The organism is Streptomyces barkulensis, assembly GCF_002843305.1.
In the GTDB taxonomy this organism is placed as follows: domain Bacteria; phylum Actinomycetota; class Actinomycetes; order Streptomycetales; family Streptomycetaceae; genus Streptomyces; species Streptomyces barkulensis.
Genome location: NZ_PGSG01000013.1, coordinates 26,438 through 52,034, shown reverse-complemented (window position 1 = coordinate 52,034; position 25,597 = coordinate 26,438). Strand labels below are relative to the sequence as shown.

The window sequence follows — 25,597 nt, the reverse complement described above, 5'->3', positions numbered from 1 at the left end:
GCCAGGGAGTACGTCCTGGACAGGGTGGGGTGGATCTTGCCCTTGGCGATCAGGCGGTTGGCCTCCCAGGCCTCGCGGTAGTTGGCGAAGTGGGAGCCGATGATGCGCTTGAGGCTCATCCACAGGTAGCGGTTGTCGTAGCTGTGCATGTAGCCGGAAGTTGAGGCGCAGGTGGTGATGGTGCCGCCCTTGCGGGTGACGTAGACGGAGGCGCCGAAGGTCTCGCGGCCCGGGTGCTCGAAGACGATGTCCACGTCCTCGCCGCCGGTGAGTTCGCGGATGCGCTTGCCGAAGCGCTTCCATTCGCGGGGGTCCTGGGTGTGCTCGTCCTTCCAGAAGCGGTAGTCCTCGGCGTTGCGGTCGATGATCGACTCGGCGCCCATGGCGCGGCAGATGTCGGCCTTCTGAGGGGAGGAGACCACGCAGATGGGGTGGGCGCCGCCGGCCAGGGCCATCTGGGTGGCGTAGGAGCCCAGGCCGCCGCTCGCGCCCCAGATGAGGACGTTGTCGCCCTGTTTCATGGCGGCGCCGTTGCGGGAGACCAGTTGCCGGTAGGCGGTGGAGTTGACCAGGCCGGGGGCGGCGGCTTCCTCCCAGGACAGGTGGGCGGGCTTGGGCATGAGCTGGTTGGATTTGACCAGGGCGATCTCGGCCAGGCCGCCGAAGTTGGTCTCGAAGCCCCAGATGCGCTGTTCGGGGTCGAGCATGGTGTCGTTGTGGCCGTCGGCGTTCTCCAGTTCCACCGACAGGCAGTGGGCGACGACCTCGGCGCCGGGCTGCCAGGCGTTGACGCCGGGGCCGGTGCGCAGCACCACGCCGGCCAGGTCGGAGCCGATGATGTGGTACGGCAGGTCGTGGCGCTTGGCCAGCTCCGAGGTGCGGCCGTAGCGCTCCAGGAAGCCGAAGGTGGGCACCGGTTCGAAGATCGAGGTCCACACCGAGTTGTAGTTCACCGAGGAGGCCATGACCGCCACCAGGGCCTCGCCGGGGCCCAGCTCGGGCAGGGGGACCTCGTCCAGGTGCAGGGACTTGCGGGGGTCCTTTTCCCGGGTGGGCATTCCGGCGAACATGTCGGCCTCGTCCTTGTGCACGGTGACCGCGCGGTAGGACTCGGGCAGCGCCAGGTTGGCGAAGTCGGCGGGCTTGCTGTCCGACGCGAGGATCGCGTCCAGGATTTCCTTCACTGTGGCCTCCGGCGAGCGTTCGGGGACGCTTGAGGGGTCGCTGGGGTCTTCTTCGGTCTTTGTGTGAGCTGCTGGTGCCGTCGGTTCGGCGGTGGTACTGCGGCTCGGCGCGGTAGCGCTGAAGGTGCCTGTGACGCAGGCGCCCGGGCGCACGGCAGTGACCGCGGGGACAGTGCCCGGACAACGCTCACGTTATGGCACTGCGTGCCAGTCCACAAGACACTGCGTGCCAAGAATTTCTCTCAGTTGTCATCACGAGTGCACGCATGAGCGGGTGTACGGCGAGCGAGGACGGAAACGGCCGCCTCCCGGAGGAGGCGGCCGTATGTCCTTGTCCGATTGTGTCTGATTATGTCCGGCTGCGTCGGTTCTCGCTCGCGCTGAGGGCTGTGCGGTGCTGCGCTGCTCAGCCCCGCCGCAGGGCTTCCTCGATCGCGCGCATCACCTGGTCCAGCGGGGCGTCGGCGCGCGCCACCGTCACCAGCACCTCGCCCTCCCGGCCGGCCGCCCAGCCCGTCCCGCTCGCCCCGGCGGACGCGGCCGGCAGGTCGGCCGCGGCCCGGCCGGCGACGAAACCGGTGCCGAAGGTCCGCCGCACGGTGGCGAAGGCCCGGTCCAGCTGGGCCTCCACATCGCCCTGGCCGCCCGCGCGCAGCCAGCGCCGCAGCACATGGTTGTGCGCGGTGACCACCGCCGACGCCGCCACCTCGGCCAGCAGCGGCTCGTCGAGGCCGTCCTCGTCGCCGTCCCGGTGGGCCACGGCGGACTCGTCGAAGTGGCCCAGCAGATAACGGGTGAACAGCCGCTCGTAGCGGGCCACGGACGCGATCTCCCGCTCCCGCAGCGTGGGCACCTCGCGGGTGAGCCGGTAGCGCTCCACCGACACCGCCGGGGAGGCCGCGTACATCCGCATGACCTCCTTGATGCCGCGGCACACGGTGTCCAGCGGGTTCTCGTGCGCGGGCGCCGCGTCCAGCACCGCCTTGGCACGCTCCAGGGTGTCGTCGTGGTCCGGGAAGATCGCCTCTTCCTTGGAGCGGAAGTGCCGGAAGAAGGTGCGCCGGGCCACCCCCGCCGCGGCCGCGATCTCGTCGACCGTGGTCTCCTCGTACCCCTTGGTGGCGAAGAGCTCCATCGCGGCTGCGGCCAGCTCACGGCGCATCTTCAGACGCTGGCTGGGCACATTGGGTCGGGCGGACCGAACGGACTGCGACATGTGGGGAACGTTACACGGCGCGCCGCCGCCGGCGGGTGGGCCGCCGGGATCCAGCAACCCACCCCACCCGGAGTCCGCCCGGGGCGGGAACGCCGGGTTCGCCGGGCTCACCGCCTCGCGTACTCGCGGAAGCCGCGCCCGCTCTTGCGGCCCAGGCAGCCCGCCGCGACCAGGTGCTCCAGCAGCGGCGCCGGGGCCAGGCCCGGCTCGCGGAACTCCTCGTGCAGCACCTTCTCGATCGCCAGGGAGACGTCCAGACCGACCACGTCCAGCAGCTCGAACGGACCCATCGGGTAGCCGCCTCCGAGCTTCATGGCCGCGTCGACGGCGTCCATGTCGGCGTAGTGCTCCTGCACCATCTTGATCGCGTTGTTCAGGTACGGGAACAGCAGCGCGTTGACGATGAAGCCCGCCCGGTCGCCGCAGTCCACCGGGTGCTTGCGGATCCTGGCGCACACATCGCGCACGGTGGCGTGGACGTCGTCGCCGGTCAGGACGGTGCTCACCACCTCCACCAGCTTCATCGCGGGGGCGGGGTTGAAGAAGTGCATGCCGATCACGTCCTGCGGGCGCGAGGTCGCGCGGGCGCAGGCGACCACCGGCAGCGAGGAGGTGGTGGTGGCCAGCACCGCACCCGGCTTGCACACCTCGTCCAGCGTCGCGAACAGGCCCTTCTTGACCTCCAGGTCCTCGGCCACCGCCTCGACCGCCAGATCCACGTCCGCCATCGCCGACAGCGAGCCGGCCGGGGTGATCCTGGCGAGCGTCTCGTCGCGGGACTCGGCGCTCATCCGGCTCTTCCGCACCGACCGCTCCAGCGAGGAGGCGATCCGTGCCCTGGCCGTCTCGGCCTTCTCCTCGCTGCGCGCGACCAGCACCACGTCGTAGCCGGCCTTGGCGAACACCTCGGCGATGCCACTGGCCATCGTCCCCGAGCCCGCCACTCCGACGGAGCGCACCTGGCGCGGGGTGCCCCGCAGCTCGCCCTCGCGCGGGGTGAGCGCGTCCGGCACCACCGTCGCCGAGCCCGGCGCCTCGTAGGTGTAGAAGCCGCGCCCGGCCTTGCGGCCCGTCAGGCCGGCGGCACTGAGCTGGCCCAGGATCGGGGCGGGGGCGTGCAGCCGGTCACGGGACTCGGCGTACATCGCCTCCAGCACGGTGCGGGCGGTGTCGACGCCGATCAGGTCCAGCAGGGCGAGCGGGCCCATCGGCAGACCGCAGCCCAGGCGCATCGCGGCGTCGATGTCCTCGCGGGTGGCGTACTTCGACTCGTACATCGCCGCGGCCTGGTTGAGGTAGCCGAACAGCAGCCCGTCGGCGACGAAGCCGGGCCGGTCGCCGACCGGGATCGGCTCCTTGCCCAGATCGACGGCGAGATCGGTGACCGCGGCGACCGCCTCGGGGGAGGTGAGCACACAGGAGACGATCTCCACCAGCCTCATCGCGGGCGCGGGGTTGAAGAAGTGCATGCCCAGCACGCGCTCGGGGTGCGCGGAGTCGGCCGCGAGCCGGGTGACCGACAGGGCGTTGGTGCCGGTGGCGATGACGGCCGACGGTTTGACGATGCCGTCCAGCTCGGTGATGACACGCTGCTTGAGCCCGTAGTCCTCCGGCACCACCTCGATGACCAGATCGGCCTCGGCCGCGGCCTGGAGGTCGCAGAAGGTGCGGAAGCGGGCGAGGGCGTCGCGCCGCTCCTGTTCGGTGATCCGTTCGCGCTCGACGGCGCGGGCGGTGGAGGCATCCAGCGCGGCGACGGCCCGGCGGGCGGCGTTCTCGTCGGTGTCGATGCCGATGACCTCGCGGCCGGCGCGGGCCAGGACCTCGGCGATGCCGGTGCCCATGGTGCCGAGGCCGACCACGGCGACAGTGGTGAGGGTGGGACGGTCCATCACGGGACTCCAGAGAAGAGGAAGAGACGGTGACGACTGCGGTGGAGAGAAGGGGAGAAGGGCGGGCGGGGGCGCGTGGGAGCGCCGGGCCCTCGGCGTTGCGCAGGCGTGGAACGAGCGAGAGCGGCCCTGTCCCGGGGCCGTGCTCGACCTGCGTGTATGCGTGTATGTGCGTGCTGAACCGACTGCACGCGAACGGCTGCGTCACCAGGCCGTCCGACTGAGCGGGGGTACCGCTCCGATGAGCAGGCTAACCTGCGGGTAACCCGAATGCCAGAGGGTAGACCGCTTCCAGGAATGTGGCACATACCACAGGGAGGTGACGTGCCGGTGGGCAGGGCGGGCACGATGGACCGCGAAATGGTGGACCGGCTGCGGGTCGAGGCGGATCCGGAGGAGTACGAGCGGCTGCTCGCCCTGGCCCGGCGGGACACGGCCGCCGCCCGTGACGCGCTGGCCGCCGAACTCACCGCACCCGCCCGCCCCCTGTGGGCCCGGGAACTGGCGGCCTGCACCCTGGGCCGGGCCGGGGATCCCCGGGCCTTCGAGACACTGGTGTTCCTGCTCAACCACCGTGAACCGGCCCGCTGCGCCGCCGCGGCCCGCGCCCTGCTGCGTCTGGGCGATCCGCGTACCGCCCGCGCGGCGGCGGCGCTGGCGACCAACGAGTTGCGCACCTCCTACGCGCTGCACCCCGTACGGCTGCTGGCCGCCCTGCGCGCGCCGCAGTCCGCGCCGACCCTGATCCGCGTCCTGGACCGGCTGCTGGCCGGCCCCGTCCACCACTGGCAGGTGGCCCGCGCCTGCGTGGACGGGCTCGGGGCGCTGGGCGACGCGCGGGCCCGGCTGGTGCTGCTGGCCGCCCGGGAGCGCGAGGAGTTGCGCGCGGCGGCCGACGAGGCGCTGTGCAGACTCTGATCCGGCGGGGCCGGTACCGGGCGCCGCCGCCGGTGTCCCCGTGGAGGCGGGCCGCGGCGGTCGGCGGCCGACCGCCGGTCAGGGCGCCCGAGAGGGCGCGGACCGGCCGGCGCGGGACCGGAGCCCGGGAGGGCCGGGGTCGTCGGCCCCGGCCGGGGCCGACACACGGCGCCGCGCGTCCGCTGCTCCCCGATGTGTCCCCGGGGGCGTCCCGGGGGAGAGTCGGGAAACTCTCTCCCGACGTAAGAGATGAAACGGCCGTCAGGCTGCGAAACGCAGGCCGTTTCCGTGTGCGGCCTTGTGAAATACGACACAGAAGGTCTGGAGGCGGTGCTTCCAAGGCGGAGCCAGGTGGGGGCCTCGACGGGGGCAGGGCGAGTGCGCGGGCGCCCCGGGCATCCGGCGCGGGGGCGGTGGCATGCCGGCCGGGGGTGCGAACGGTCCGGTCCCGTGTCTCCGGCCCCGCGCCTCCGGCCGGCCCGGCGGCCGGCCGGAGGCGCGGGAGCCGTCAGTAGCTCCACCAGCTCCCCTCGGAGGGCTGCGGGATCCAGGTGTAGATGCCGCTCTCGGCGGGGCCGCGCCGCCAGACCGCCCTCACGCGGTCGGCCGGGTACTCCTCCAGGCAGTCCCACACGCCCAGGGAGTCGGTGTCCTCGATGACGATCTGGCCGTCGGCGGTGCGTCCGGCGCGCCCGGCCTCGACCAGTCTCTCCCCGCCATCCGTGAGTTGCAGTTTGAAGACGGCCATCCCTGATGCCTTTCCCCCGGCGGCCGCCGTACGGTGGCGGCGGACCGCGGGTCCTTGCGGTGTCTGCGGTGCGATTGGGGGCGGCCACCCCCGAGGCTCCGGACGACGACGGAGCGGTGGCCCCGGAGGTGGCGTGGAAGCAGGCCGACCATGTCGGCGAGCGGCTTTACTCTAACGCAGGGGGAGGGTTGCATCACTTCCTCGCGCCCCGGTGGAGGCGTCCGAACGGGGAACGGAAGAGGGAAGCGAGGGGGCGACGGTGAACGGACGGGAGCCGGTGCGTGTACGGGAGGCGGCCGAGGCGGACCTGGAGGCCGTGGCGGCGCTGCGGGTGCGGGGCTGGCGGTACGCGTACCGCCGTCTGATGCCCCGTGAGTACCTGGAGGCAATGGACGCCGCCGCGTACGCCGCCCGGCGCCGGGAGACCTTCGCCGCGACGCGGGAGACGGTCACCGACCTGGTCGCGGTGGACGGCGGCGGCCGTGTCACCGGCTGGGCCGCCCTCGGCCCGTGCCGGGGGGAGGACGGCGGCAGCGGCGGCGGTGGGTGCGAGGAGGGCGAGGACTGCCGCGACGGCGAGCTGTACGCCCTGTACGTGGAGCCGGAGCGCATCGGCTCGGGTATCGGGCGCGCGCTGCTGGCCGAGGTGGTGCGGCGGGCGGGCGCGCGCCGGACGCCCCGGCTGCGGCTGTGGGTGGCGGAGGGCAACGAGCGGGCCCGCCGCTTCTACGCGGCGGCGGGTTTCGCCCCGGACGGGGCGAGGTCGCTCTTCGACGCCGGAGGGACGCCCGTGGCCGAGGTGCGCTACACGCGCGAGCCGGCCGGGGCGGGCCTCACAGCAGGGTGAGCTGCGTCGGGCCCGGCTCGGGCTCGGGGGCGCACCGGGGTTCGGGGACGCCCCGGTGCGCCCCCGGCCGGGACGGTCCGATGCCGTACTCCTCGGCCAGTTCGTGCACCTGCCGGGTGATCCGGCGCTGGTACCAGCGCGGGGCGTAGGCGCCGTCGGCGTACAGCCGCTCGTAGTGGCCCACCAGGCCGGGGTGGTGCCGGGCCAGCCAGGCGGTGAACCACTCGCGCGCGCCCGGCCGCAGGTGCAGGGCCAGCGGCGTGACGGAGGTCGCGCCCGCCGCCGCGATCGCCCGCACCGTCGCGCGGAGCTTGTCGGGGCTGTCGGAGAGGAACGGGATCACCGGGGCCATCAGCACCCCGCAGCCGATGCCGTGGTCGGTGAGGGCGCGCACCACCTCCAGGCGGCGTTCGGGGGCGGGGGCGCCGGGCTCGACGGTGCGCCACAGCTCCTCGTCCAGGAAGGCCACCGACACCGAGACGCCCACCTCGGCCACCGCTCCGGCCGAGCGCAGCAGGTCCAGGTCGCGCAGGATCAGGGTGCCCTTGGTGAGGATGGAGAACGGGTTGGCGTGGTCGCGCAGGGCGGTCAGGATGCCGGGCATCAGCCGGTAGCGGCCCTCGGCGCGCTGGTAGCAGTCGACGTTGGTGCCCATGGCTATGTGGTGGCCCGGCCAGCGCGGGGAGGCCAGTTCCCGGCGCAGCAGCCGGTCGGCGTTGGTCTTCACCACGATCTGGGTGTCGAAACCGGTCCCGGTGTCCAGGTCCAGATAGCCGTGGCTGCGGCGGGCGAAGCAGTACACGCACGCGTGGGAGCAGCCCCGGTAGGGGTTGACGGTCCACTCGAACGGCATCCGGGAGGCGCCCGGCACCCGGTTGATGATCGAACGGGCCCGTACCTCGTGGAAGGTGACGCCCCTGAACTCCGGGGTGTCGACCGTGCGTGTGACCACGTCGGAGCCGAAGAGGGCGGCGGTGCCGCTCGCGTCCGGTCCCTCCCGGTGCAGATTGTCCCAGCGCATGCGATCTCCTCGTTCGGCCCGCACAAGAATAGAACATCTGTTCCCATTGACGGTAACCCCGATTTGGGCGGGCGCGTCGCGGGTGGTTGGCTGGCGTCAGCGGCCGCCGCGACGGCCGGCCGTCACGGCGGAGCCGCTGGACCACCCGGACCACCGGAATCACCAGGACTCCCAGGGGAGCAGCCATGGCGCAGGTCGAATCCACCACGCAGCGCGAGATCGCGGCCCGCCCGGAGGACGTGTTCGACGCGCTCGCCGACTACAGCGGCACCCGGGGCAGGCTGCTGCCCGGGCAGTTCAGCGAGTACGAGGTGCGCGAGGGCGGCGACGGCAAGGGCACGCTCGTCCACTGGAGGCTCCAGGCCACCTCCAAGCGGGTCCGCGACTGCCTGATGGAGGTGGACGAGCCCATGGAGGGGCAGCTGGTCGAGCGCGACCGCAACTCCTCGATGGTCACCACCTGGACCGTCACCCCGGGCTCGGCCGAGGGGGCCTCGCGGGTCACCGTCACCACCGAGTGGAAGGGCGCGGGCGGCGTCGGCGGCTTCTTCGAGCGCGCCTTCGCCCCCAAGGGGCTCGCCCGCGTCTACGACGAGCTGCTCGCCAACCTCGCCGCCGAGACCGAGACCGAGACCGAGACCGAGGGCCGCGCGGGCGCCTGACAGCCCGCCGAACCCCGACTGACTCACGACCCCCGCCCCGTTCCGATCTGCCGCGTTCCACCCCGCGGCGCCCCGGCCGGACGGGGGCGCGCCCGGATGCACGAACCGCGCCGGACGGGGTAGGCGGGCTCTCCCGGCGGCCGTACCCGCGGCCCGCAGACATGACCAGGGAGCGATCCCGTGAACGCCACACTCCAAGACGGCGGCTCCTCGCAGGGCATCCGGAGCACCGACCCCGCGATCACGGCCGCCGTGCACATGCCGATCTTCGAGAAGCACTTCGCCCCGGACCTGCCGCTGGTCGACGCCGACTGCGGCAACGGGGCCCAGACGGTCTTCCTGGCCGGACGCTTCCACCCGTGCGTCGGGATCGACCGCTCGGCCGCCGTCCTGGAACGCGCCCGGACGGCGGTGGGGGAGGGGGCCGGCGGGCGCTCCGCGCCCGACTTCCGGCAGCTCGACGCCGCCGACCCCGCCGCGATGCGGCGGCTGCACGACGAACTGGGCGACGCCAACGTCTACCTGCGCGGCGTCCTGCGGCGCAGCGGACCCGCCGGCCGCGCCCGTGTCGCCGAGTCCGTCGCGGCGCTGGTGGGGGAGCGCGGCCGCGCCTTCGTGGTGGAGCCCGCGCCCGAGGCCGACGCGGCCCTGGCCCGGGGGGCGGGCGCCGCCCACCCCACCGAACCGCCCGGCTCCCCCGACACCCCCGACACCCCCGGCCTCCCGGACCTGCCGCACACGCCGGGCGCCCCGCAGATCCCCGGGGAGGAACCGGCGGAGCAGGCCGGGCCGTTCACCGCGGCCGGGCTGAAGGTGCTCGCCGGCGGCTCGCTCCCGCTGTCCACGACCGACTTCGAACCGGACGGCTCACGCCTCGACCTGCCGTCGAACTGGCTGGTGGTGGGCCGCGGCGAGTGACGCCGAAGGTGTGGACCGGTGACACCGGCCCGGCGCCCCACCCTGGTCTTTGACGCCGCCCGGGCTGGGCGTAACGTGGCCTTCCATGACGAAGATCCTGATCAGCGCCGACATGGAGGGCGCCACGGGGGTGACCTGGCCCGCCGACGTCCTGCCCGGGACCCCGCAGTGGGAACGCTGCCGCCCGATGTTCACCTCCGACGTGAACGCGGCGATCGCCGGCTTCCTCGACGGCGGCGCGGACGAGGTGCTGGTCAACGAGGCGCACTGGACGATGCGCAACCTGCTGCTGGAGAAGCTGGACGACCGCGCCCAGATGCTCACCGGCCGCCACAAGTCGCTCAGCATGGTCGAGGGCGTCCAGCACGGCGACGTCGACGGCATCGCCTTCGTCGGCTACCACACCGGCGCCGGAGCCGAGGGAGTCCTGGCCCACACCTACCTCGCCAACTCCCTCACCGGCGTGTGGCTGGACGGCGAGCGGGCCAGTGAGGGCCGCCTCAACGCCGCGGTGGTGGCCGAGTACGGCGTTCCCGTCGTCCTGGTCACCGGCGACGACCGCACCTGCGACGACGCCCGCGGCTACGCCCCCGCCGCGCGCGGCGTCGCCGTCAAGGACTACGTCTCCCGCTACGCCGCCGTCTGCCGCACCCCCGCCCGCACCGCCGCCGACATCCGCGCGGCGGCGAAGGAGGCGGCCGCGCTGGCGGTGCGCCACGAGCCCACCGGCCCCCGGCCCCGCGCGGTCGAGATCGAGTTCGACGCCGAGCACCTGGCCGGCGCGGCCACCGTCGTGCCCGGCGTGGAGCAGACGGGTGAGCGCCGGGTGGCGTACACATCGCCGTCCATGTACGAGGGGATCCGCACCTTCAAGGCGGTCACCACGGTCGTCTCTGCCGCAGTGGAGGAGCAGTATGGCTGAGCGCATCGACAACCGGGCACTCGACGAGGCGGTCGCCTTCACCTCCGAGCTGATCCGCATCGACTCCGTCAACCTCGGCAACGGCGACGGCACCGAGCGCAAGGCCGCCGAGTACGTCGCCGGGAAGCTCTCCGACGCCGGGATCGAGCCGGTGGTGCTGGAGAAGGTCCGCGGCCGCACCAACGTCGTCGCCCGCATCGAGGGCACCGACCCCTCCGCCGACGCGCTGCTCGTCCACGGCCACCTGGACGTGGTGCCCGCCGAGCCCGCCGACTGGACCGTCCACCCCTTCTCCGGCGAGGTCCGCGACGGCGTGGTCTGGGGCCGCGGCGCGGTCGACATGAAGAACGCCGACGCGATGGTCCTCGCGGTCGTCCGCGCCTGGGCCAGGGCCGGGGTGCGCCCCCGCCGCGACATCGTCCTCGCCTTCACCGCCGACGAGGAGGACACCGGCCAGTACGGCGCCGACTTCCTCGCCCGCGAGCACCCGGAGCTGTTCGAGGGCTGCACCGAGGGCATAAGCGAGTCCGGCGCCTACACCTTCCACGCCGGCGGCGGCCTGCAGCTCTACCCGATCGCGGCGGGCGAGCGCGGCACGGCCTGGATGGAGCTGACCGCCACCGGCCGGGCCGGGCACGGCTCCAAGGTCAACCGCGCCAACGCGGTGAGCCGGCTGGCCGCCGCGGTGCACCGCATCGGCGAGCACGCCTGGCCGGTGCGGCTGTCGAGGACGGTGCGCGCCGCCCTCACCGAGTTGTCCCGCCTCCACGGGCTGGACGCCCCGGACTTCGACGCCCCCGACTTCGACGTGGACGCCCTGCTGGCCAAGCTGGGCCCGTCCGCGAAGCTGGTCGAGGCCACCGTGCGCAACAGCACCAACCCCACCGGGCTCAAGGCCGGTTACAAGATCAACGTCATCCCCGGCACCGCCGAGGCGCATGTGGACGGGCGGATGCTCCCCGGCACCGAGGAGGAGTTCACCGCCACCATGGACGAGCTCACCGGCCCGGACGTGGACTGGCAGTTCTACCACCGCGGCCCGGCCCTCCAGGCGCCGGTCGACTCGCGCACCTTCGCCGTGCTGCGCGAGTCCCTGGAGCACTTCGACCCCGACGCCCACGTCATCCCGTTCTGCATGACCGGTGGCACCGACGCCAAGCAGTTCGCGGAACTGGGCATCACGGGCTACGGCTTCACCCCGCTGAGGCTGCCCGAGGGGCTGAACTACCAGGCGATGTTCCACGGCGTCGACGAGCGTGTCCCCGTGGACGCGCTCCACTTCGGCGTCCGGGTCATGGACCGCGCCCTGTTCGCCCTCTGAGCCCCGGTACGGCCGGGGCGGCCCCGAGCCGCCCCGGCCGTACCCCGCCGCACCCCTTTTCCGAGGAACCCGCCGAGCCCGCGAGGAGCCGCGCACGATGACGTACGCCACCGCCCCGTACGGCACCTGGGAGTCACCGATCGACGCCCGCCTGGTCGCCGCGCACGACGGCCACCCCGAGTACGCGGGCACCGTCGGCGCGGAGGTGTGGTGGACCGAGCCCCGCCCGGCCGAGGGCGGGCGGCGGGCGCTGATGAGGCTGCGCCCGGACGGGTCCGGCCCCGCCGAGTCGGTGCTGCCCGAGCCGTGGAACGTCCGCAGCCGGGTGATCGAGTACGGCGGGCGACCCTGGGCCGGGGCAGCGCGCGAGGCGGGCGGACCGCTGGTCGTCTTCGTCCGCCACGCCGACCAGCGGATGTACGCCTTCGAACCGGACGCCCCCGGCGCCGAGCCGCGCCCCCTCACCCCCGTCTCGGCCCTCGGCGAGGGCCTGCGCTGGGCCGATCCGGTGGTGCTGCCGGAGCGGGGCGAGGTGTGGTGCGTGCTGGAGGAGTTCACCGGCGAGCGGCCCACCGACGTACGCCGGGTGATCGCGGCCGTGCCCCTGGACGGCTCGGCGGCCTCCGACCGCTCCCGGGTCCGCGAACTGACCGGTGACGCCGACCGGTTCACCACCGGCCCCCGCCTCTCCCCGGACGGCACAAGGGCGGCGTGGCTGGTCTGGGACCACCCCCGGATGCCCTGGGACGGCACGGTCGTCCGCCTCGCCGACGTCACCGCCGAGGGCGGCTTCGCCGGTGTCCGCGCCGTAGCCGGCGGCACACGGGAGTCGGTGGCGCAGGTCGGCTGGGCGGCGGACGGCTCGCTGCTGTACACCGGCGACGCGAGCGGCTGGTGGAACCTGTACCGCCTGGACGTGGACGCCGCCGGCGCCGCCGACGGGCCCACCCCCCTGTGCCCGCGCGAGGAGGAGTTCGGCGGGCCGCTGTGGAAGATCGGCCACCAGTGGTTCCAGCCGCTGGAGGACGGCACGGTCGCCGTCCTGCACGGCCGCGGCTCCCTGCGCCTGGGCGTCCTGGACCCGGCCACCGGCGAACTGGCCGACGCCCCCGGGCCGTGGACGGAGTGGGCCCCGACCCTGGCCGCCGCGGGCACCCGCGTCATCGGCGTCGCCGCGAGCCCGCGCGGCGCGTACGAGGTCGTGGAGCTGGACACCCGCACCGGCCACACCCTGGTCGTCGGCTCCGCCCACACCGACCTGGTCGACCCGGCGTACTACCCCGACCCCGCCGAGCGCGTCTTCCGCGGCCCGGACGGCCGCGAGATCCACGCCCACCTGTACCCCCCGCGCCACCCCGCCGCCGCGGCCCCCGACGGCGAGCTGCCGCCGTACGTGGTGTGGGCCCACGGAGGGCCCACCGGACGGGCGCCCCTCGTACTGGACCTGGAGATCGCCTACTTCACCTCGCGCGGCATCGGCGTGGCGGAGGTGAACTACGGCGGCTCGGCGGGCTACGGCCGCGCCTACCGCGACCGGCTGCGGGAGAACTGGGGCGTGGTCGACGTCGAGGACTGCGCCGCCGTCGCCCGCGCCCTGGCCGCCGAGGGCACCGCCGACCCCGCCCGGCTCGCCATACGCGGCGGCAGCGCGGGCGGCTGGACCACCGCGGTCTCCCTCACCTCGCCGCTGACCGAGGGCCTGTACGCCTGCGGGACCATCAGCTACCCCATCCTCGACCTGGCCGGCTGGGCGACCGGCGAGACGCACGACTTCGAGTCGCGGTACCTGGTCTCCCTCGTCGGCCGCGCCGAGGAGCACCCCGAGCGCTACCGCGACCGCTCGCCCGTCCACCACGCCGACCGCGTCACCGCCCCCTTCCTCCTGCTCCAGGGCCTGGACGACGTGATCTGCCCGCCCGCCCAGTGCGACCGCTTCCTGGCCGAGGTCGCCGGCCGCGGAGTGCCGCACGCCTACCTCGCCTTCGAGGGCGAGAGCCACGGCTTCCGCAGGGCGCAGACCATCACCCGGGCCGTGGAGGCCGAACTCTCCCTGTACGCACAGGTCTTCGGATTCGACCGTCCGGACGTCCCCCGGCTGGAGCTGACCACATGACACCTCCCTCACCACCGCGCCCCGCCCTCACCCGGCCCCGGCGGCTGCGCCCCGGCGACCGGGTGGCCATCGTGGCGCCCAGCGGACCGGTGGAGCGCGAGCGGCTGGACGCCGGAGTGGACGTGCTGCGCGGCTGGGACCTGGACCCGCAGGTCATGCCGCACGTCCTGGACGTCCATCCGCGCCTGGACCACCTGGCCGGCACCGACGCCGACCGCGCCCGCGACCTGACCGAGGCCTGGTGCGACCCGTCCGTCGCGGCCGTCCTCGCCGCCCGCGGCGGCTACGGCGTCCAGCGGATGGTGGACCTGGCCGACTGGGACGCGATGCGCGCGGCCGGCCCCAAGCCCTTCGTCGGCTACAGCGACCTGACCGTGCTGCACGAGGCGTTCGCGGCCCGGCTGGGCCTGGCCACCCTGCACGGCCCGATGCCCGCCACCGTCTCCTTCCTCAAGGACGGCCCCACCCAGGAGCATCTGCGCGCCACCCTCCTCGCCCCGGAGACGGTCACGCGGATCACCTCCCCGACCGCCCGCACGCTGGTGCCCGGCCGGGCGTCCGGCACCACCTACGGCGGCTGCCTGTCGCTGCTGGCCGGCCAGACCGGCGTCCCCGGGCGGGACCGCGCCCGCCCGGACGGCGGCATCCTGTTGCTGGAGGACGTCGGCGAGCCGCCGTACCGCCTCGACGGCTACCTCACCCACCTGCTGCGCTCCGGCGAACTGGACGGGGTGGCGGGCGTGGTGTTCGGCTCCTGGCACGACTGCGGCCCGTACGAGAGGGTCCGTGAGGTGCTGCTGGACCGCCTCGCCCCGCTGGGGGTGCCGGTGGTGGAGGAGATGGGTTTCGGACACGGCCCGGCGACCCTGACCGTGCCGCTGGGGGTCCGTGCCGCCCTGGACGCCGACACGCGCACGCTCACGCTCGACGAGCCCGCCCTGGTCTGAGCGGCGCCGGCTCCCACCGGGCCGCGGCTCACAGCCTCGGGGAGCTACAGCCCCGCCAGATCCGCCAGGGTGCGCACCTGGGCCATCATCGCCGTGCCCGCCTCCAGGTCGCCGCCCTCGGCCACGGCCCACAGCGCCGACTCCACGCGGCGGGCCACCGCCCAGGCCATCAGCCGCCCCGCGTCCTCGCCGAGCGCGCCGGCCACCAGCGAGCACCGCGCGGCGGCCACGTCACGAGGGACGGGCTGCCCGAAGGCGTAGCCGATCTGCTCGATCAGCGGCCAGGGGTCGTACAGCGGATCACCGGTCATCGGCTTGGCGTCGATCGCCAGCCAGGGCCGCCGCCCGGCGGCCAGGACGTTGCCGGGATTGAGGTCGCCGTGCACCACCGCCTGGCGGGCGGCCGTCCCCGGCAGCTCGCGCAGCAGCCGCACCCCCAGCGCCACCAGGGCCGGATCGAAGCCGGGAGGCCGCAGCCGCGCCATCCGCCCCTCGGCCAGATCCGCCCACCCGGCGGTCACCTCCGCCACCGTCTCCAGCCCCGCGTCCGGCGGAACGGGCGCGCTCCACAGCTCGCGCAGCACCTCCGCCCCGGCCAGCAGCCGCTCCTCGACGGGGAGTCCGGCGGCCCGGCCCAGCTCGGTGCCCGGCGTACAGCGCTCCAGCAGCAGTGCGTACCGCCCGGCGTCGTGCTCGTACAGCCGCACCGCGCCCCGACCGTCCCACAGCCGCAGGGCCTGGCCCTCCCCGGCCGCCTCCCGGTGCGGCCAGCTCACCTTGAGCACCGCCTCCGAGCCGTCCGCGCGCCGCACCGGCGCCACCCACGAGACGCTGCCCCCGGCGAACGGCTCACCGGGCACCAGCTCCCACCGCTGGGCCAACTCCCCGATCAGGGCGGGCAGTCGGCCCAGCCACTCGGGCCCGCCCGGGTAGCCGGAGACGGTCCTCACCACGGGCAGGCCGGGCGGCACCGGATCCGCGGACGTCATGGGGGCGAGCATAGGCGGGCCGGCGGTCCGCACCCTCCCCGCCGCCGAACGCGACGTCCGAATGCCGCCGGACTCCCGGACCGCGCCGCGCCAGGATCGAGCCATGTCCACGAAAACGACCGAGACGACCGGCATGAACGACACAGCGGATATGAACGACCTGTACGGCAGGGCGGCGCTGGTGACCGGCGGCAGCCGCGGCATCGGCGAGGCCGTGGCGCTCCGCCTCGCCCGGGACGGCGCCGATGTGGCGCTGACCCACCGGGACTCCGAGGAGAGCGCGCGGCGGGTGGCCGAGAAGATCAAGGCGCTGGGCCGCCGCGCCCTGGTGGTGCGCGCCGACAGCGCCGACCCGGAGGCCGTACGCGCCGCCGTCGACGCGGCCGCGGCGGAGTTCGGGCGGCTCGACATCCTGGTGAACAACGCCGGGATCGGCCTGGTCGCACCGATCGGCGAGATCGCTGCCGAGGACGTCGACCGGACGCTGTACGTCAACGTCCGCGCCCCCTTCCTGGCCTGCCAGGCCGCCCTCGCCCACATGGGGGAGGGCGGGCGGATCATCACCGTCGGAAGCTGCGTGGCCGAGCGCGTCGCCTTCCCCGGTGCCTCCCTCTACGCCACCGGCAAGGCCGCGCTGACCGGCCTGACCAAGGCGCTGGCCCGGGAACTCGGCCCGCGAGGCATCACGGCCAACCTCGTCCATCCGGGCCCGGTCGACACCGGGATGAACCCCGCCGACGGGCCGGGCGCGGACTACCAGAGCGGACTGACGGCGCTGGGGCGCTACGGGAGGCCCGGGGAGATCGCGGCGACGGTGGCGCATCTGGCCGGCGCCCAGGGCCGGTACATCACCGGCGCCTCCATCGCCGTGGACGGCGGCCTCACCGCCTGAACCGGGCGGCGGACGGCGGGGGCGGGACAGAGGGGGCCGGGGCGTGTATCCATTCTCGCCGCTCCGGCCCTCGATGTCACCGTTCTCCGGGCCGATCTTCCCGCCGCCCGCCGCGCCTACCGTTGGCCCGGCGGGACCGACCCGCCCGGCCCGGAGGAAGGGGAGCGAGGACATGGAGGACGCGGAGGACATGACGGCGGCTTCCGGCGGCATCCCGGAGGATGTGGCGGCCGAACTGCGCGAGATGAAGCGGGAGCAGACCCGCTCGGCGCACCTGGCGGGCAGCGACGACTTCGCCGAGCAGCTCGCCTGGCGCAGACTGACCGCCGAACACGGCGACCGCCTGGAGCGGATCCTGGACGAGCACGGCTGGCCGGCCGAGGCCGACGTCGGCGAGGAGGCCGCCACCGGCGCCTGGCTCGTCGCCCAGCACGCCGACCGCCAACTCGGCCTCCAGCGCCGCGCGCTGCGCCTGCTGGAGCGGGCCGTGGCCGACGGCGGGGCGAGCCCGCGCCACCTCGCCTTCCTCCGCGACCGCGTCCTGGTCAACGAGGGCCGCTCGCAGATCTACGGCACCCAGATCGCGGGCGTGCGCGACGGCGTGCCCGTCCCCTGGCCGTGTGCCGACCCCGACTCCGTCCGGGTGGACGCCCTGCGCGTCGAGGTCGGCATCGCGCCCTTCGCCGAGCACACCGCCCGCCACGCGCCCGGCGGGCCGCGCTGAAAACCCGAGGCGGACGGGTGAGGCCGCGGGGCCGGAACCGATGCCGGAGAGGGCCGGGTTCGAGATAGTGGAGGCGGAGTACGAAGGGCGCCTCTTCGGCGCCTACACCTGCGTCAGACGTCCCTGACGGGCGGCGCGACACCCTAGGAGGCGGGTTGAAGCTGCACCTGTTGCGCGTGTCCGAGCACGCGGCCGGCGCAACCGACGGCGCGGTGCTGTCGGAGGAGGAGCGCGCCCGCTGCGCGGCGTTCGTCCGGGAGGCCGACCGCGACCGCTACCGGGTCGCCCACACGGCCCTGCGCCTGGAGCTGGCCGCGGTCCTGGGCACCGAGCCCGCCGCCGTTCCCCTGACCCGCGAGCCGTGCCCGCTGTGCGGCGGGCCGCACGGCCGCCCGGCCGTACCCGGCAATCCGGTCCACTTCTCGCTGTCGCACGCCGGCGACGTGGTGCTGATCGCCCTCGACGACGCGCCCGTCGGGGCCGACGTGGAGGCGTGTCCCACGGCCGCCGTCGTCGCGGAGACAGTCTCCGCCCTCCATCCGCGCGAGCGCGCCGAGATCGGCAGGCTGGCGCCGGCCGACCGGCCGGCCGCCTTCGCCCGCTGCTGGACGAGGAAGGAGGCGTATCTCAAGGGCACCGGCGCCGGTCTGGGCGAGAGCCCGGACACCACCTACGTCGGCAGTCTGGCGACCCCCGCCGCGGTCCCCGGCTGGGAGCTCACCGACGTGGCCGCGCCCGAGGGCTACGCGGCGGCCGTGGCGGTCGCCGCCACCCGTACGGGGGAGGGGAGCGTTCCGTAGGGGCGGCCCGGCGGGCGGGCGGCGGCCCCCGCGCCCATGGTGGTGGCATGAGCACACACCGGAGAACGGGCGACGGCGGCGCGCGCGGCTTTCTGACCCCGGGCAGGGTGCTGGTCCTGCTGCTGCTGGCCGCCACCTTGGTCTTCGTCTTCCAGAACACCGAGCAGACCGAGATCAGGCTGCTGGTCCCCATCGTGACCATGCCTCTGTGGGTGGCGCTGCTGATCCCGGGCGTGATCGGGCTGCTGTCCGGGATGTATCTGGTGCGGCGCAGATAGCGGGGCGGGGCCGGGGCGGACGGCGGGCGGCGAGGTGCCGCCGTTCGCGCGCCTGTCGGGCGGACGGGGGAATGATCTTCTCGGGCGGGGAAGTTGTGCGGGGTATGAAGGCAATCGCTTTGAACGAGTACGGCGGACCCGACGACCTGACCCTCACCGAGCTTCCCGACCCCAAGGTGGGACCCGACGCGGTCCTGGTGCGGGTGAAGGCGGCCGGGGTGAACCCGGTGGACTGGAAGGTCGGGGCGGGCTACCTCGACCCGGTCCTCGACGCCCACTTCCCGCTGGTGCCCGGCTGGGACGTGGCGGGCGTGGTGGAGAGCACCGGCCCGGACGCGAAGGAGTTCGCCCCCGGTGACGAGGTGATCGGGTACGTCCGCAAGGACTGGGCGCAGAACGGCACCTACGCCGAGCTGGTCGCCGCGCCCGTGCGCACCCTGGCCCGCAAGCCCGCCGCGCTGAGCTGGCGGCAGGCGGCGGGGCTGCCGCTGGCGGGGCTCACCGCGTACCAGTCGCTGAGGCGGCTGGACGTGGGCGAGGGCGACACGGTGCTGGTGCACGCTGCGGCCGGCGGCGTCGGCTCGCTGGCGGTGCAGATCGCGGCCGCGTGGGGCGCGCGGGTCATCGGCACCGCCAGCGAGCGCAACCACGACTTCCTGCGGGAGCTGGGCGCCGAGCCGGTCGCCTACGGCGAGGGGCTGGCCGACCGGGTGCGCGGGCTGGCGCCCGACGGTGTGGACGCGGCCTTCGACTTCGTCGGCGGCGAGTCGATCGAGGTGTCGCAGCAGGTGCTCAAGGACTCCTCGCGGGTGCTGTCGGTCGTCGACGCCGAGGTGATGGCCAAGGGCGGCCACTACCTGTTCGTGAGGCCCGACCCGGCCGACCTCGCCGCCCTGGCGGACCTGGCCGACGCCGGGAGGCTGACGGTCGGCGTCGACCGGGCGGTGCCGCTGTCCGAGGCCGCCGAGGCGTGGCGGCTGAGCCAGTCCGGGCGGACCAGGGGGAAGGTCGTCATCGACGTCTCCTGACGCGGCTTCCCGGGGCGGGGCCCGCCTTCCGGCGGGCCCCCGCGTCAGTTCCCCCGGTCCGCCTGCCGGAGGGCTGGCCCTCCGCACCCGCCTGCCGGCGGGCTACCCCTCCGCACCCGCCTGCCGGCGGTCGACGTATTCGAAGACCGAGCCGTCGGGGTGGCGGGCCACCAGGTTCCGGCCGATGGGGGTGGACTGCGGGCCGGCGATGATCTCGGCGCCGACGGCCCGCAGATCGGCCGCCGCCTCCTCCACGTCCCCCACCGCCAGCGTGGCGGCGACCTTGCTGAGGACCTCCATCGGTCCGGGCGGGCCGCTCATCAGCAGGAAGGGGCCGACCGCGGCCGCCGAGACGGGGCCCTGCGCGAACCGCATGGCCTCGGCACCGGTGAGCCGCTCGTACACGCCCGCCGCCGCGTCCAGGTCGTCGACACACACACGCAGCGCAGTACCCAGAATCTCCATGCCCAGGAGCCTAGTTGGGGGCGCGTACGGTGTCAGGCGCGCCCCGCCGCCCCAGGCCGGGGGCCGCCTCGGAGCCGCCTGGGGACCGGCTCAGGTCCGGCACAGGATCTCCCCGTGCGGCACCGAGAACCAGCCGTCGGGCCGTCCGCCCCACTCGCGCCAGGCGGCGGCGATCCGCTCCAGTTCCGCCCGGTCCGCGTGCCCGCCCTCGACGGCGAGGCGGGCGTAGGCGGAGCCGGTGGTGCGCTCCGCCCACAGATCGCTCCACCAGGCGCGGTCCGCCTCCGTGGCGAAGCACCAGACGTCCGCGCCCGCGGTGACGTCGGTGAAACCGGCCTCGCGGGCCCAGGAGAGCAGCCGGCGGCCCGCGTCCGGCTCGCCGCCGCCGGCCCGGGCCACCCGGTGGTACAGGCCGAGCCAGTCGTCCAGGCCGGGCACCAGGGGGTACCAGGCCATCGACGCGTAGTCGGCGTCGCGGGCGGCGACCACCCCGCCGGGGCGGCACACCCGGCGCATCTCGCGCAGCGCCGCCACCGGGTCGCCGATGTGCTGGAGGACCTGATGGGCGTGGACGACGTCGAAGGAGTCGTCGGGGAAGTCCAGGGCGAGGACGTCCGCCCGCGCGAAGCGGACGTTGCCCAGGCCGCGGTCGGCGGCGGCGGACCGGGCCTCGGCCAGGACGTCCTCGGCCCGGTCCACCCCCACCACCTCCCCGGGGGCGACCAGGGCGGCCAGGTCGGCGGTGATGGTGCCCGGGCCGCAGCCCACGTCCAGCACCGACAGGCCCGGGGCCAGTGCGGGCAGGAGGTAGGCGGCGGAGTTGGCGGCGGTACGCCACCGGTGGGAGCGCAGGACGGACTCGTGGTGGCCGTGGGTGTACACGGCGTTCGGTCTCGGCATGCGCGCACCGTACCGCGTCATCTTGCTATGTGAGCAAGATGATTCCAGCATGTGGACGCAGGTGGGATCCGCCGCCCGCCGGGCCGGTGTGCTGGGTGCACGAGGTCATCCGGCCGGGGCCGAACCACCCGTGGCCCCCTCGGCCGGCGGCCCGCCGTAGGGCCAGCGCAGCAGCGCGCCGAGCCCGCCCACGGGCAGCCCCTCGGGAGTCCCGGGCTCCTCCGTGAGCGGCCCCACGGAGATCACCTCGGCGCCGGTCGCCACCGCCGACCGCAGCAGCGCGTCGTCCGCGCGGGCGCTGACGGGACGGGTCTCGCCCAGGTACTGCATGTCGGTGCGGCGCACCGACACCTGGTCGGGCCCGTCGCCCACCCACACCTCGCGGTGCAGATCGGGCCCGTCGGGACGGACCAGCAGGGCGGAGATGCGGTGCTCGCGGGCGGCGTCCACCAGCGCGGGCACCCCCTCGGCGGCGCCCACCCTGCCGTCGTCGGTCGGCACCCGCCCGGCCTGGAACCGCTCCATGACCTCGGCGGCGTGGCGGTGCACATACGAGGCGCGGGCCTCCTCCACCTCCTTCTCCAGTTTCTCCTCGCCGGCCGCCGCGTTACGGCCCGGGGCGCGCACCCCGTGCTCGGCGATGACGGCCATCCCGTGGAAGTCGGGGGCCAGCCGGTCGTGCACGGCGTGGCACTCGCGGGTGTCCCCGGCCAGGACCAGCACCTGTGCGCCCGTCTCGGCCTGCTGTGCCCTCAGGCTCTCCGCGATGAGGGCGGCGTTGTGCTCCCAGGTGTTCTCCACCGCGTTCTGGAACCGCCGTTCGGACCAGTCGGCGTTCGGGGTGCGGTGCACCGGCCAGTCCTCCCCCTGGATCTGGCCGGCCTCGCGCCTGCCGAAGGAGCCCCGCAGCTCCAGGTCCGCACCGGTGCGGTCGATGCGGGCCAGCAGGCAGGTGGGGGCGGTGTCCATCAGCTCCAGCAGCGGCGCGGTGTGCGGCAGCGGCCCCCAGGTGGCGTGCGGGCCGCCGCTCGGCGCCCGGGCCAGCGCGGGATCGAGCACCACCTCGCCCGCGGTGGCGAACAGCGCCCGCCCCGGCGAGGCCGAGCTGCGCGGCAGCGCCATGAGAGCGTCGTACACCGCCTTGCGGGTGCGCTCGTCCGCTCCCTGGCTTTTCAGCAGATCGTGAACCTCCCGGGCGGCGAGTTCGTGACGGGCCGCCGCGTCCTCGGTCAGCCACGAGGTGTCGAAGTAGACCGAGGCCCAGGGGCCGGGACGGTCGAAGATCGGGCTCAGGAATCCGAGTTCCATGGGCTCCCTCCTTGGAATCGCCGGTTTCCGGGTACCCGAACCGGTGCAAAAGACACGGAGCGACGCCGGAGAACACCGACGAAGGAGGCGACCGGACCATGGCAATGGGAGTGGACCCGGAGAAGCTGTCCGAGACCGCGCTGATCGAGGAGCTGGAATCTCTGCACCGGACCCGCCACGACACCCTGCTGCACGGCTCGTCGGACGCGCTGGCCGCGCACACCCGGCGCACCGCCGAACTGGAGGGCGAGTACCTGCGGCGCCACCCCGACCGGGCCGTCTCGGCGGGCCGTACCAGGGAGGGCGCCCGGGCGCGCACCGAGTGAGACGAGGGGCGCGGTGAACGCGGCGGCGCGGCGGCGCGGCGGTGGCGGCATGGCGGCGGTGCTGTGACGGCCGGGTGAGCGGGTGTTTGCCCCCGTCAGGCGGGGGCACCCGGACCGCGGCCGAGCGAGCGGCCCTGTGGGGGAGTGAGAAGGCTCCGGGCACGGAGGTCAGGGACCGTGCCCGGAGCCGCTCCCGAACCCGGGTACCGCCCTGCTCAGGGCGGTACCCGCGGCTGCCGGCAAGGCCGTTGGGGCACACCGGTCCGGAGCGCGCTGCGCACGGGAGAGGGAGCACACGAGCACGGCGGAGGCGCGGGCGAGGCGCGCGGGCAGGAGGCGGCAGGGGCGCACCCGAAAACCGGGTGCGCCCCTGCCGCCCGTCGTGGAGGGTGGGCCCATGAGTGATGCGCACCCCCTCCCCGGAACCACCCTGGCGCCGGACGACACGGTGACCGTCGTCCTGCACAAGTCCCATGGCCGCCAGGTCCGTTACCCGGCGACCGTGGAGCGCGACGACGGCGTCCACGCCGTCGTGCGGGCGCCCTGGGCCGGCCCGCCGGTACGGGACTTCGGCTTCGTGCGCTTCGAGAGCGGCGACGTTTTCACCGAGCACTACTGGCGCGACCGCTGGTTCTCGGTCAAGGAGGTGCGCGGCCCGGGCGGCGCCCTCAAGGGCTGGTACTGCGACGTCACCCGCCCCGCCGCCGTCGCGCGGGACACGCTGACCACATGGGACCTGGAACTGGACCTGTGGGTGTCGTCCGACCGGTCCGCCGTGCTGCGCCTGGACGAGGACGAGTTCGCCGGGAGCGGGCTGCCCGAGAGTGAACCGGAGACGGCCGGCAGGGCCCGCCGGGCGCTGGACGAGCTCGAACGGCTCGCCCGCGAGGGCGGTTTCGACGCCCTGCTGGACTGAGCCCGGGAACCCCGGGGTCCCCGGGCCCCGCCCCGAACCCCCGGCCGGGCGCGGGGCAGGCGAAGGGGGCGCGGAGAGCCGCACCCTCTCCGCGCCCCCGCTCAGGGGGCCCGTCCGCCGCCGGACGGCCCGTCGGCCGGCTCAGTCCCTCAGTCGCGGCAGGACGTCACTGCGGTAGAAGTCGAAGAAGCCCCGCAGGTCGGGGCCGATCTGGTTGACGTGCACCACGTCGAATCCGGAGTCGGCGAACTCCCGCAGGGCGCGTACGTGCTCGTCGGGGTCGTCGCCGCACGGCAGCCCGGAGCCGGCCACCACTTCCTCGGTCACCAGTCGCGAGGCCTGCTCGAAGTGGGCGGGGGTGGGCAGGACCTGCCCCAGCTCGCCGGGCAGGAACATGTTGGGCCAGCGGCGGTGGACGGTGCGCACGGCCTCGTCGCGGTCGGTGCCGTAGCAGACCTTCGTCCCGGCGAAGGCCGGCCCCTGCCCGGAGCCGCGGCCCCCGCCGCTGCGGCGGAAGCGCTCCAGCCCCTCCACGTCGGGCATGGTGGTGATGAAGCCGTCGGCCACCCGTCCGGCCAGTTCGATGGCGGCCGGGCCGAAGCCGGAGACGTCGACCGGCACCGGCCGGTCGGGCACGTCGTACAGCCGGGCGTTCTCCACGGTGTAGTGCCTGCCGTGGTGGCTGACCTCCTCGCCGGTCAGCAGGCGCCGAATGACGCCGATGGCCTCCTCCAGCATCTCCATCCGCACCGACGCCTGGGGCCAGCGGTCGCCCAGGATGTGCTCGTTGAGCGCCTCGCCGGTGCCCACGCCCAGCCGGAAGCGCCCCTCCAGCATCACCGCGCCGGTGGCGGCGGCCTGGGCGACCACCGCGGGGTGGACGCGCACGGTCGGGCAGGTGACCGCCGTCTGCACGGGCAGCGAGGTAGCCTGCGAGATCGCGCCGATGACGGACCACACGAACGGACTGTGCCCCTGGACGCCGTTCCACGGGTGGTAGTGGTCGGAGATCCACAGCGAGGTGAAGCCCGCCTGCTCGGCCATCCGGGCCTGCTCCACCAACTCGTTCGGTCCGTGGTCCTCACAGGCCAGGAAGTAGCCGTACTCGGTCATCGACGCAGTCCTCCACAGGTCCGGCGGTGCGGGCACCGGGTAACCGGGTGCCGGTGTGAAAAACATCGTTTGAAGGGGTGGGCCCCGGGCATCCGAACCCTCGTGCTTCGGACCGCAGGCACATCCGCGGGAGCGGTGACATTCCCCGCCCCGGGTGTTTCGGCCCCGGTCCCCCTGTGCCCGGTCCCGCGGTAACCCCCACAGAGCCACAGTCCACAGTTCGGGAGAGACCGCACATGACCCCCGTACGAGCACGAGCAAAGCACGCGCGGCACCCGCACGACGACGCCCCCGACACCACCGCCGAGTTCCGGCGCATCGCCGAGCTTCCGGACGGCCCGGAGCGGGAGGAGCTGCGGCAGCGGGTGGTGCGGGCCTGGATGCCGATGGCCGAGCGCCTGGCCCGGCACTTCCGCAACCGTGGCGAGTCCCTGGAGGACCTGGAGCAGGTGGCCGCCCTCGGCCTGGTGAAGGCCGTCACCCGCTACGACCCGGCGCGCGGCAGTGCCTTCGAGAGCTTCGCGGTGCCGACCATCGTCGGCGAGATCAAGCGGCACTTCCGCGACCACATGTGGGGCCTGCACGTGCCGCGACGGGTGCAGGAGCTGCGCAACCGCGTACGAGCCTCCAGCCGCCAGCTCAGCCACTCCCTCGACGGCCGCACCCCCGGCGTCAGGGAGATAGCGGAACACAGCGGGCTGACGGAGGAGGAGGTGCGCATCGGCTCCGAGGCCCTGGAGAGCTACAGCACCCTCTCCCTGGACGCCGAGCTGCCCGGCGCCGACGACGGCTACGCGCTGGTGGACACCCTCGGCAGCGCCGAACCCGGCTTCGACCTCGTCGTCTACCGCGAGTCGCTCAAGCCCCGGCTGCGCAACCTGCCCGAGCGCGAGCGCAAGATCCTCTACCTGCGTTTCTTCTGCGACATGACCCAGAGCCGGATCGCCGAGCAGCTCGGCATCTCCCAGATGCACGTCTCCCGGCTGATCAGCCGCACCTGCAACCGCCTGCACGCCGAGGTCGAGGCGGACCTGGAGCGGGAGCAGGCCGCCGTACCGGAGCGGGAGCGCGAGCGCGTCTACGCGGGCTCCCGGGCCGCCTGACGCGCCGCCGCCCGGCCCCGGCGCCTTTCCGCACCCCCGGCGCCCG

Annotated in this window: 26 protein-coding genes; 16 read left to right on the top strand and 10 right to left on the bottom strand. The window is 74.4% G+C overall.

Annotated elements, in window-relative coordinates:
• The 3 genes from ccrA to CUT83_RS03670 form a co-directional block, all read right to left on the bottom strand.
• The coding region (gene ccrA / locus CUT83_RS03680) for a crotonyl-CoA carboxylase/reductase (protein WP_101254424.1) at nt 1-1,184 on the bottom strand (1,184 nt) is incomplete at its 3' end.
• Nucleotides 1,185-1,590: 406 nt separating this feature from the next.
• Nucleotides 1,591-2,400, bottom strand: a complete 810-nt coding sequence (locus tag CUT83_RS03675; RefSeq protein ID WP_194074695.1) for a TetR family transcriptional regulator — start codon at nt 2,398-2,400, stop codon at nt 1,591-1,593.
• Between the two features lie 107 nt (nt 2,401-2,507).
• Nucleotides 2,508-4,292, bottom strand: coding sequence for a 3-hydroxyacyl-CoA dehydrogenase family protein (locus CUT83_RS03670; RefSeq protein ID WP_101254422.1), 1,785 nt, complete (start codon nt 4,290-4,292; stop codon nt 2,508-2,510).
• 324 nt (nt 4,293-4,616) lie between these two features.
• Between CUT83_RS03670 and CUT83_RS03665 the strand changes: the two genes are divergently transcribed.
• On the top strand, nt 4,617-5,210 hold the full coding sequence (locus CUT83_RS03665) for a HEAT repeat domain-containing protein (protein ID WP_338104119.1): 594 nt from the start codon (nt 4,617-4,619) through the stop codon (nt 5,208-5,210).
• Between the two features lie 508 nt (nt 5,211-5,718).
• Here the strand turns inward: CUT83_RS03665 and CUT83_RS03660 are convergent.
• Nucleotides 5,719-5,958 (bottom strand): hypothetical protein, encoded by a 240-nt coding sequence (locus CUT83_RS03660; RefSeq protein ID WP_093849721.1) that lies wholly within the window; start codon nt 5,956-5,958, stop codon nt 5,719-5,721.
• Between the two features lie 259 nt (nt 5,959-6,217).
• Between CUT83_RS03660 and CUT83_RS03655 the strand changes: the two genes are divergently transcribed.
• Nucleotides 6,218-6,805 carry a GNAT family N-acetyltransferase gene (locus CUT83_RS03655; RefSeq protein WP_101254421.1) on the top strand — a complete coding sequence of 196 codons (588 nt, stop codon included), beginning with the start codon at nt 6,218-6,220 and terminating at the stop codon, nt 6,803-6,805.
• Here CUT83_RS03655 and CUT83_RS03650 read toward each other — a convergent pair.
• Nucleotides 6,792-7,826, bottom strand: a complete 1,035-nt coding sequence (locus CUT83_RS03650; RefSeq protein ID WP_101254420.1) for an Rv2578c family radical SAM protein — start codon at nt 7,824-7,826, stop codon at nt 6,792-6,794. The two genes, CUT83_RS03655 and CUT83_RS03650, sit on opposite strands and share 14 nt — an antisense overlap.
• A 185-nt stretch (nt 7,827-8,011) precedes the next feature.
• Between CUT83_RS03650 and CUT83_RS03645 the strand changes: the two genes are divergently transcribed.
• From CUT83_RS03645 to CUT83_RS03620, 6 genes are all read left to right on the top strand, one after another.
• A complete protein-coding gene (locus tag CUT83_RS03645) occupies nt 8,012-8,488 on the top strand; it encodes an SRPBCC family protein (RefSeq protein WP_101254419.1) in 477 nt (158 codons plus the stop codon).
• 180 nt (nt 8,489-8,668) lie between these two features.
• A complete protein-coding gene (locus CUT83_RS03640; RefSeq protein ID WP_240957573.1) occupies nt 8,669-9,406 on the top strand; it encodes a class I SAM-dependent methyltransferase in 738 nt (245 codons plus the stop codon).
• Nucleotides 9,407-9,491: 85 nt separating this feature from the next.
• Entirely contained in the window at nt 9,492-10,328 is an 837-nt protein-coding gene (locus tag CUT83_RS03635; RefSeq protein WP_101254418.1) for a M55 family metallopeptidase, read from the top strand.
• A complete protein-coding gene (locus tag CUT83_RS03630; RefSeq protein WP_101254417.1) occupies nt 10,321-11,649 on the top strand; it encodes a M20/M25/M40 family metallo-hydrolase in 1,329 nt (442 codons plus the stop codon). Before CUT83_RS03635 ends, CUT83_RS03630 begins: the two co-directional genes overlap by 8 nt.
• A gap of 97 nt (nt 11,650-11,746) precedes the next feature.
• Nucleotides 11,747-13,762: a prolyl oligopeptidase family serine peptidase gene (locus CUT83_RS03625; RefSeq protein WP_101254416.1), complete on the top strand. Its 2,016-nt coding sequence runs from the start codon at nt 11,747-11,749 to the stop codon at nt 13,760-13,762.
• On the top strand, nt 13,759-14,709 hold the full coding sequence (locus CUT83_RS03620; RefSeq protein ID WP_101254415.1) for a S66 peptidase family protein: 951 nt from the start codon (nt 13,759-13,761) through the stop codon (nt 14,707-14,709). The genes CUT83_RS03625 and CUT83_RS03620 overlap by 4 nt, the downstream gene beginning before the upstream one ends.
• Before the next feature lie 44 nt (nt 14,710-14,753).
• On the opposite strand, the gene CUT83_RS03615 is transcribed toward CUT83_RS03620, so the two are convergent.
• Nucleotides 14,754-15,698, bottom strand: a complete 945-nt coding sequence (locus CUT83_RS03615) for an aminoglycoside phosphotransferase family protein (RefSeq protein ID WP_101254433.1) — start codon at nt 15,696-15,698, stop codon at nt 14,754-14,756.
• Between the two features lie 103 nt (nt 15,699-15,801).
• Between CUT83_RS03615 and CUT83_RS03610 the strand changes: the two genes are divergently transcribed.
• From CUT83_RS03610 to CUT83_RS03590, 5 genes are all read left to right on the top strand, one after another.
• Nucleotides 15,802-16,590: an SDR family NAD(P)-dependent oxidoreductase gene (locus CUT83_RS03610; RefSeq protein WP_240957572.1), complete on the top strand. Its 789-nt coding sequence runs from the start codon at nt 15,802-15,804 to the stop codon at nt 16,588-16,590.
• A 172-nt stretch (nt 16,591-16,762) separates the two neighbouring features.
• Nucleotides 16,763-17,314: a DUF6624 domain-containing protein gene (locus CUT83_RS03605; RefSeq protein WP_420882380.1), complete on the top strand. Its 552-nt coding sequence runs from the start codon at nt 16,763-16,765 to the stop codon at nt 17,312-17,314.
• A gap of 155 nt (nt 17,315-17,469) precedes the next feature.
• Complete coding sequence (locus CUT83_RS03600) at nt 17,470-18,114, top strand: 4'-phosphopantetheinyl transferase family protein (RefSeq protein WP_338104127.1); 645 nt, start codon at nt 17,470-17,472, stop codon at nt 18,112-18,114.
• Nucleotides 18,115-18,161: 47 nt separating this feature from the next.
• Complete coding sequence (locus tag CUT83_RS03595; RefSeq protein WP_101254413.1) at nt 18,162-18,392, top strand: LapA family protein; 231 nt, start codon at nt 18,162-18,164, stop codon at nt 18,390-18,392.
• A gap of 104 nt (nt 18,393-18,496) precedes the next feature.
• The gene (locus tag CUT83_RS03590) at nt 18,497-19,420 is read left to right on the top strand and encodes an NADP-dependent oxidoreductase (protein WP_101254412.1); all 924 of its coding nucleotides are present in this window, start codon (nt 18,497-18,499) and stop codon (nt 19,418-19,420) included.
• 102 nt (nt 19,421-19,522) lie between these two features.
• Here the strand turns inward: CUT83_RS03590 and CUT83_RS03585 are convergent, their stop codons facing one another.
• From CUT83_RS03585 to CUT83_RS03575, 3 genes are all read right to left on the bottom strand, one after another.
• A complete protein-coding gene (locus CUT83_RS03585; protein ID WP_093849711.1) occupies nt 19,523-19,885 on the bottom strand; it encodes a VOC family protein in 363 nt (120 codons plus the stop codon).
• A gap of 90 nt (nt 19,886-19,975) precedes the next feature.
• On the bottom strand, nt 19,976-20,785 hold the full coding sequence (locus CUT83_RS03580; protein ID WP_101254411.1) for a methyltransferase domain-containing protein: 810 nt from the start codon (nt 20,783-20,785) through the stop codon (nt 19,976-19,978).
• A 105-nt stretch (nt 20,786-20,890) separates the two neighbouring features.
• Nucleotides 20,891-22,093: a baeRF2 domain-containing protein gene (locus tag CUT83_RS03575; RefSeq protein ID WP_101254410.1), complete on the bottom strand. Its 1,203-nt coding sequence runs from the start codon at nt 22,091-22,093 to the stop codon at nt 20,891-20,893.
• 98 nt (nt 22,094-22,191) lie between these two features.
• Between CUT83_RS03575 and CUT83_RS03570 the strand changes: the two genes are divergently transcribed.
• Both CUT83_RS03570 and CUT83_RS03565 read left to right on the top strand, forming a co-directional pair.
• Nucleotides 22,192-22,419, top strand: a complete 228-nt coding sequence (locus tag CUT83_RS03570) for a DUF6158 family protein (RefSeq protein ID WP_093849708.1) — start codon at nt 22,192-22,194, stop codon at nt 22,417-22,419.
• A gap of 397 nt (nt 22,420-22,816) precedes the next feature.
• Nucleotides 22,817-23,335 carry a ribonuclease FAU-1 family protein gene (locus tag CUT83_RS03565; RefSeq protein ID WP_101254409.1) on the top strand — a complete coding sequence of 173 codons (519 nt, stop codon included), beginning with the start codon at nt 22,817-22,819 and terminating at the stop codon, nt 23,333-23,335.
• Between the two features lie 141 nt (nt 23,336-23,476).
• On the opposite strand, the gene CUT83_RS03560 is transcribed toward CUT83_RS03565, so the two are convergent.
• Nucleotides 23,477-24,448, bottom strand: a complete 972-nt coding sequence (locus tag CUT83_RS03560; RefSeq protein WP_101254408.1) for a TIGR03557 family F420-dependent LLM class oxidoreductase — start codon at nt 24,446-24,448, stop codon at nt 23,477-23,479.
• Nucleotides 24,449-24,684: 236 nt separating this feature from the next.
• Here CUT83_RS03560 and CUT83_RS03555 point away from each other — a divergent pair, with 236 nt between their 5' ends.
• Entirely contained in the window at nt 24,685-25,551 is an 867-nt protein-coding gene (locus CUT83_RS03555; protein ID WP_101254407.1) for a SigB/SigF/SigG family RNA polymerase sigma factor, read from the top strand.
• Nucleotides 25,552-25,597 lie beyond the last annotated feature (46 nt).

What these genes read in the sequence shown, in the direction of transcription:
- CUT83_RS03675 (WP_194074695.1), bottom strand. Translation starts at nt 2,400, where the DNA reads ATGTCGCAGTCCGTTCGGTCCGCCCGACCCAATGTGCCCAGCCAGCGT.
- CUT83_RS03670 (WP_101254422.1), bottom strand. Translation starts at nt 4,292, where the DNA reads ATGGACCGTCCCACCCTCACCACTGTCGCCGTGGTCGGCCTCGGCACC.
- CUT83_RS03660 (WP_093849721.1), bottom strand. Translation starts at nt 5,958, where the DNA reads ATGGCCGTCTTCAAACTGCAACTCACGGATGGCGGGGAGAGACTGGTC.
- CUT83_RS03650 (WP_101254420.1), bottom strand. Translation starts at nt 7,826, where the DNA reads ATGCGCTGGGACAATCTGCACCGGGAGGGACCGGACGCGAGCGGCACC.
- CUT83_RS03645 (WP_101254419.1), top strand. Translation starts at nt 8,012, where the DNA reads ATGGCGCAGGTCGAATCCACCACGCAGCGCGAGATCGCGGCCCGCCCG.
- CUT83_RS03635 (WP_101254418.1), top strand. Translation starts at nt 9,492, where the DNA reads ATGACGAAGATCCTGATCAGCGCCGACATGGAGGGCGCCACGGGGGTG.
- CUT83_RS03630 (WP_101254417.1), top strand. Translation starts at nt 10,321, where the DNA reads ATGGCTGAGCGCATCGACAACCGGGCACTCGACGAGGCGGTCGCCTTC.
- CUT83_RS03625 (WP_101254416.1), top strand. Translation starts at nt 11,747, where the DNA reads ATGACGTACGCCACCGCCCCGTACGGCACCTGGGAGTCACCGATCGAC.
- CUT83_RS03620 (WP_101254415.1), top strand. Translation starts at nt 13,759, where the DNA reads ATGACACCTCCCTCACCACCGCGCCCCGCCCTCACCCGGCCCCGGCGG.
- CUT83_RS03615 (WP_101254433.1), bottom strand. Translation starts at nt 15,698, where the DNA reads ATGACGTCCGCGGATCCGGTGCCGCCCGGCCTGCCCGTGGTGAGGACC.
- CUT83_RS03610 (WP_240957572.1), top strand. Translation starts at nt 15,802, where the DNA reads ATGTCCACGAAAACGACCGAGACGACCGGCATGAACGACACAGCGGAT.
- CUT83_RS03605 (WP_420882380.1), top strand. Translation starts at nt 16,763, where the DNA reads ATGGAGGACGCGGAGGACATGACGGCGGCTTCCGGCGGCATCCCGGAG.
- CUT83_RS03595 (WP_101254413.1), top strand. Translation starts at nt 18,162, where the DNA reads ATGAGCACACACCGGAGAACGGGCGACGGCGGCGCGCGCGGCTTTCTG.
- CUT83_RS03590 (WP_101254412.1), top strand. Translation starts at nt 18,497, where the DNA reads ATGAAGGCAATCGCTTTGAACGAGTACGGCGGACCCGACGACCTGACC.
- CUT83_RS03585 (WP_093849711.1), bottom strand. Translation starts at nt 19,885, where the DNA reads ATGGAGATTCTGGGTACTGCGCTGCGTGTGTGTGTCGACGACCTGGAC.
- CUT83_RS03580 (WP_101254411.1), bottom strand. Translation starts at nt 20,785, where the DNA reads ATGCCGAGACCGAACGCCGTGTACACCCACGGCCACCACGAGTCCGTC.
- CUT83_RS03575 (WP_101254410.1), bottom strand. Translation starts at nt 22,093, where the DNA reads ATGGAACTCGGATTCCTGAGCCCGATCTTCGACCGTCCCGGCCCCTGG.
- CUT83_RS03570 (WP_093849708.1), top strand. Translation starts at nt 22,192, where the DNA reads ATGGCAATGGGAGTGGACCCGGAGAAGCTGTCCGAGACCGCGCTGATC.
- CUT83_RS03565 (WP_101254409.1), top strand. Translation starts at nt 22,817, where the DNA reads ATGAGTGATGCGCACCCCCTCCCCGGAACCACCCTGGCGCCGGACGAC.
- CUT83_RS03560 (WP_101254408.1), bottom strand. Translation starts at nt 24,448, where the DNA reads ATGACCGAGTACGGCTACTTCCTGGCCTGTGAGGACCACGGACCGAAC.
- CUT83_RS03555 (WP_101254407.1), top strand. Translation starts at nt 24,685, where the DNA reads ATGACCCCCGTACGAGCACGAGCAAAGCACGCGCGGCACCCGCACGAC.